Origin of the sequence: Falsiroseomonas oryzae (genome assembly GCF_027856955.1) — a bacterium.
GTDB classification, from domain to species: Bacteria; Pseudomonadota; Alphaproteobacteria; order Acetobacterales; family Acetobacteraceae; genus Falsiroseomonas; species Falsiroseomonas oryzae.
This window is the reverse complement of sequence record NZ_JAPSMD010000449.1, coordinates 1-4,247: the sequence shown is the minus strand read 5'-3', so window position 1 is coordinate 4,247 and position 4,247 is coordinate 1. Positions and strand designations below refer to the sequence as shown.

Below are 4,247 nucleotides of genomic sequence, written 5' to 3'. Positions count from 1 at the left end.
CGCGGATCCGGGTGGCGAGGCGACCGATCGCGACCTCCGGCGCGGCCATGCGGCGCTAGGCCGGCTTGCGGGCCACGCGCGCCAGCGCCAGCGTGCGCTCGACGCCGAGCGTGCGCACCATCTTCGCCGCCCCGTCCAGCGAGGCGCGCGCCGCCGGATCGGTCGCGGCGTCGCGCGCCTTCTCCAGCGCCGCCACCGCATCCTCGCCGCGCGTCGCGACCTCGGTCACCTTGGCGACGACCTCCGGCGGCGGCGGCGCGGCGGTCACGGCCTTCGCCGCCACCGCCGCCTCCTCGCGTTCCTTCGCCATCGCGGCGGTGAAGGCGGCCAGCTTCTCCTCGCCGCCGAGCAGCCGCGCTGCCTCGGCCGGCGGCTTCTCCAGCACCTCCTTGGCGGTCACGCCGGCCGGCGCGTCGGCCACATAGGCGCTGGCGTCCTTCTCGGCCATCGCCTCGCGCATCGCGCCATAGGCGACCGAGGCCTCCGCCGTCTCGAAGGTCTTCACGCCGCCGGCGACGCGGTCGGCCACCGTCGCCTCGGCGATGGTGCCGGTGTTGTCGCGCAGCGGCAGCTGCGCGGCGCGGAAGCGCAGGTCGGCGATGCTGGCCTTCGCCGCCGTGGGCGGCTGCACCGCGGCCATCACCTGCACCACGGCGAAGCCCGGATACTCCGCCGCATAGGCATCCGCCGTGCGCTCTAGCGCCACGCGCTCGCGCTCCGCGGGGTCGCTGATCTCGCGCGCGAGCGAGGCATCGGTTTCGGCCAGGGTCTGCGTGAAGGCCTCGTTGCGGGAGACGACGCGCAGGTCGGGGGAGGCCAGCGCGGCGGCGGTGACCACCGCGTTGCGCACCATCGGCTCGGCCAGCGCCGCTTCCGCCAGCGCGCGCTTCTCGGCGGGCTGCCGCTGGTAGGCCTCGCGATAGGCGGCGGTGGAGGCCATCTTCTGCTGGCCGGCGGCAGCCAGGCGCGGATCGCGCCGGATGTCCTGCACCAGCTCCACCACCACCTGCAGCAGCTCCAGCAGCTGCACCAGCACCTCCAGCAGCACCATCCGCTGCTTGACGTAAACCGCGAAATGGCGCGGCAGCATCTCCAGCGGCAGCGACTGGCGCAGCCCCGCCATGGTGTTGGCGTCGGTCAGCCGGGCATCGCGCAGGTACCAGCTTGGCGGCTGGCTGCCGATCCAATCCGCCAGCTGGTCGCGCGCATCCTCCGGCACCACGCCGAGCACCGGGTGCGGGCGCGTCAGCCCCTGCAGCGGGATGAGCACCTTCACGATCTCGGTGCGCCGGTTCACCAGCTCGTCCAGCCCCATCACCTCGAAGGCCTCGGCCAGCCGGTCGAGGAAGGCGAAGGCCGGCGCGTTGGTGGTCGTGCCGGGAACGTCGCGGCCCGGCTCGTTCGGCGAGGTGTCGCGCGGCACGCGCCGCGCCACGCGGACCGGGTCCTTGTCGAAGACGTTGGCGAGGTCTTCGAGGATGTCGTCGTCATGCAGCGCGACGACGCAGTAGGGGATCACGGTGGTGCCGCGGAAATAGCCGAAGGCCTGCTGCCGCGCCGCCGCGATCAGCCCCGAGACCATCGCCACGCGCCCGCCCGCCGCCGCGATCAGCCGGTCCAGCGCGGCGTTGCCGGTGCTGGCGGTGCGGTCGCCCTGCGCGCCGACCGCCGCCGGGTCGAGCGGCAGGAAGCCGATCGGCGGGATATGCCGGAAGCCGCGCCGCCACAGGTTCAGCCCGACGCCGCTGCCCTGGATCAGCCGCTCGCGTGCCAGGCTCTCGGCCAGCATCGCCTGGAACTGGTGGATGCGCGCCCAGGCCGCCGCGCGCGGCGGCGCGCCGAAGCGCATGCGGTGCCAGTCCTCGCCCGGCGTTGCGACGACGCTCCGGCGCGGGATCCAGGAATCGATGAACAGCGCGGAGCCATCGGTGCCCAGCCAGACCATCGCCAGAGCCACCGCGCCGGCCTCGTGCCGGCCCGGGCCCGCCGGGCGGCGGAAGCCGTCATCGGTGGCGAAGCTCGGGTCCCAGCGCTTGATCAGCGAATGCTCGAAGACGTCGAACCACCAGGCGGAGGCGGTGCCGCGCAGCGCCCAGGAGGAATTCAGCCCCTCCTCCTCCGGCAGCTCGAGCGGCACGCGCACCAGCGACAGCCCGAAGGCGCCGCGCCAGCTTTCCGCCTGGCAGGTGACGGGCGTAGGGCCGGCACAGGCTTCGCCATAGACCTTCGCCTCGCCGTCCGGCACCTCGCCGGGCTCGATCACCAGCAGGTAGGGCCCGGGCCGCACGGCCGGCGCCCCGCCGCTCGGCCCTTCCGGCTCCGGCACCAGGCAGACGCAGGGCGCGAACTCGATGCCACCCGGCGCGACGCGGCGCGGCTTCGCGCGGGATGTCGCGACCAGCTGCTCAAGCGTGAAGTCGAAGGGCTGCGAGACCAGGATCGGCCGCCCGACATGGTCGAAGGCGAGGCCGGGCGAGAGCGTCAGCTTCTCCGCCTTGCCGAATCCGCCGGTGGTGGGCGGCGTGTTGCGGTCCTCGTTCACCCGCATCGCGTTCACGCCGGTGCCGGTGATGCCGAGGCCATGGACGACGCCCGGCATCAGCAGATGCGCGTCGAGCCGCGCGCGCGCGTCGAGATAGACGTCCTGCCGCCGCAGCGCCTCCGCTGTCAGGAAGCGGCCGTTGAACCAGTTGGTCCGGCGCAGCGCGTTCTGCCCGCGCGCATCGCCCGGCGCCGCCTGCGGCAGGCCCTGGTCCTTCTCCGGCAGGAAGACGCCCAGCACGGCCTCCTCCGCCGCCGTCAGCTGCGCCTTGGGATCCTGCATCTTCTTGGCGAAAGCCATGAGGAGCTTGATCTGCCGGGTGTCCATGCTGGTGCTCATCGGCGTCGCTCCGTCACGGGACGAACTTCAGGACGAGACTCGCATCGCGCCCGGCAGTTGGCGCGCGGCCCTGCGGCTGGCCGACGACACCGCCCAGCGGGTTGCCCTCGGCATCGAGCAGCGGCGCCGGCCCCGCGCCGATCGCCACCAGCTGCCAGGTGGTCTCCGCCGTCCAGTCCTCGCCCAGCAGGATCGCGACCTCGTTGCCGGTTGACGTGCGGCTGACCGTCGCCGCCTCCACCCAGCCCGAGCCGGGATCGAAGCGGAAGACGCGCAGGCTGTCGGGCGAGACGCTGGCGGCCTGCGGCGGTCGGGAGAAGCGCGCGGTGACCGTGACGGCACTGCCGTCGGAGGCGGCGGTGGCGCCGTCCAGCGCGAAGGCCGCCGCGGCCCCGGCGCCGATCAGGCGCGCCCCGCTAGCGACCGCCGCGACCGTCTGCACATCCGGCAGAAGCGCGCGCACCGCATTGTCGGGCCCCGCGACCAGCCGCGTGCGCTCGGCCGGGTCGCCCACCGGCTCCAGATCCACCGTCGCCAGCAGCAGCGGTGCCTCGTCCCCGCCCGACCAGAAGCGGGAGAGCTCGGCCGGCGGGGAGAGGATGAACTCCAGCAGCGCGGCGCGCAGGTCGCCGGCGGGCAGCGCGCTGCCGTCGCGCGCCAGCGGGTGCGGATCGGGCGGTGCCTCCGCCGCCAGGCACAGCCGCCAGCGGTCCAGCAGCCGCGCATGGGCCATCGCCTCCCCGCTGTCGGAGCAGGGCGGCGCGATGGCCGGCACCTCGTCCGCCAGGCAGGCGCGGTAGGACAGCACGACGAAGGCGCGCCTTGCGCGGGACCCGGCCTCCGCGCCAGGCGGCGGCGACAGGTCCGACCAGAAGGGCGCCAGCGCCAGCCCGGTGACGTCGAGGCAGACTTCCTGCTCGACATGGATCAGCCGCCCCAGCGCATCCACCGCCAGGCCCGGCGCGCAGACCAGCTGCACGGCGTTGCTGGCCGCATCCTCCCGCGCCGTGACGCGCAGGCCCCAGACCGTGCCGTGGCCGTGCAGCGTCGCCGTCAGCAGCCGTTCCCGCAGCACGTGGTAGCGCTGCTCCGCCGCGAAGTCCTCGGCGCCCAGCAGCTGGCCATAGTGGTAGCGCAGCCGCGAGAAGGGGTCGCCAGGCCGCGCAGGATCGTCGTCCTCGAGCGGGGCGAACAGCGTGGCGGTGTCGCTCATGGCCATCGCGTCCTGTGCTGCGGAAGGTGGGTTGCGTCGAGGCGGAAGCGGTCCTCGGGCCGCGCGCGCCCCAGCAGGCGGTCGGCGCCGAGCGGCGCGCGGTCGCCGAGGATGCCGGCGCGGAACCCGTCGCGGCCGCCGATGCGCGCGATG

At 74.5% G+C, this 4,247-nt stretch carries 2 protein-coding genes; both read right to left on the bottom strand.

What is annotated here, in order from left to right:
• Positions 1–55: 55 nt before the first annotated feature.
• Entirely contained in the window at positions 56–2,881 is a 2,826-nt protein-coding gene (locus OZN99_RS26705) for a hypothetical protein (RefSeq protein WP_270938272.1), read from the bottom strand.
• A 13-nt stretch (positions 2,882–2,894) separates the two neighbouring features.
• Positions 2,895–4,094, bottom strand: coding sequence for a hypothetical protein (locus OZN99_RS26700; protein ID WP_270938271.1), 1,200 nt, complete (start codon positions 4,092–4,094; stop codon positions 2,895–2,897).
• Positions 4,095–4,247: the final 153 nt, after the last annotated feature.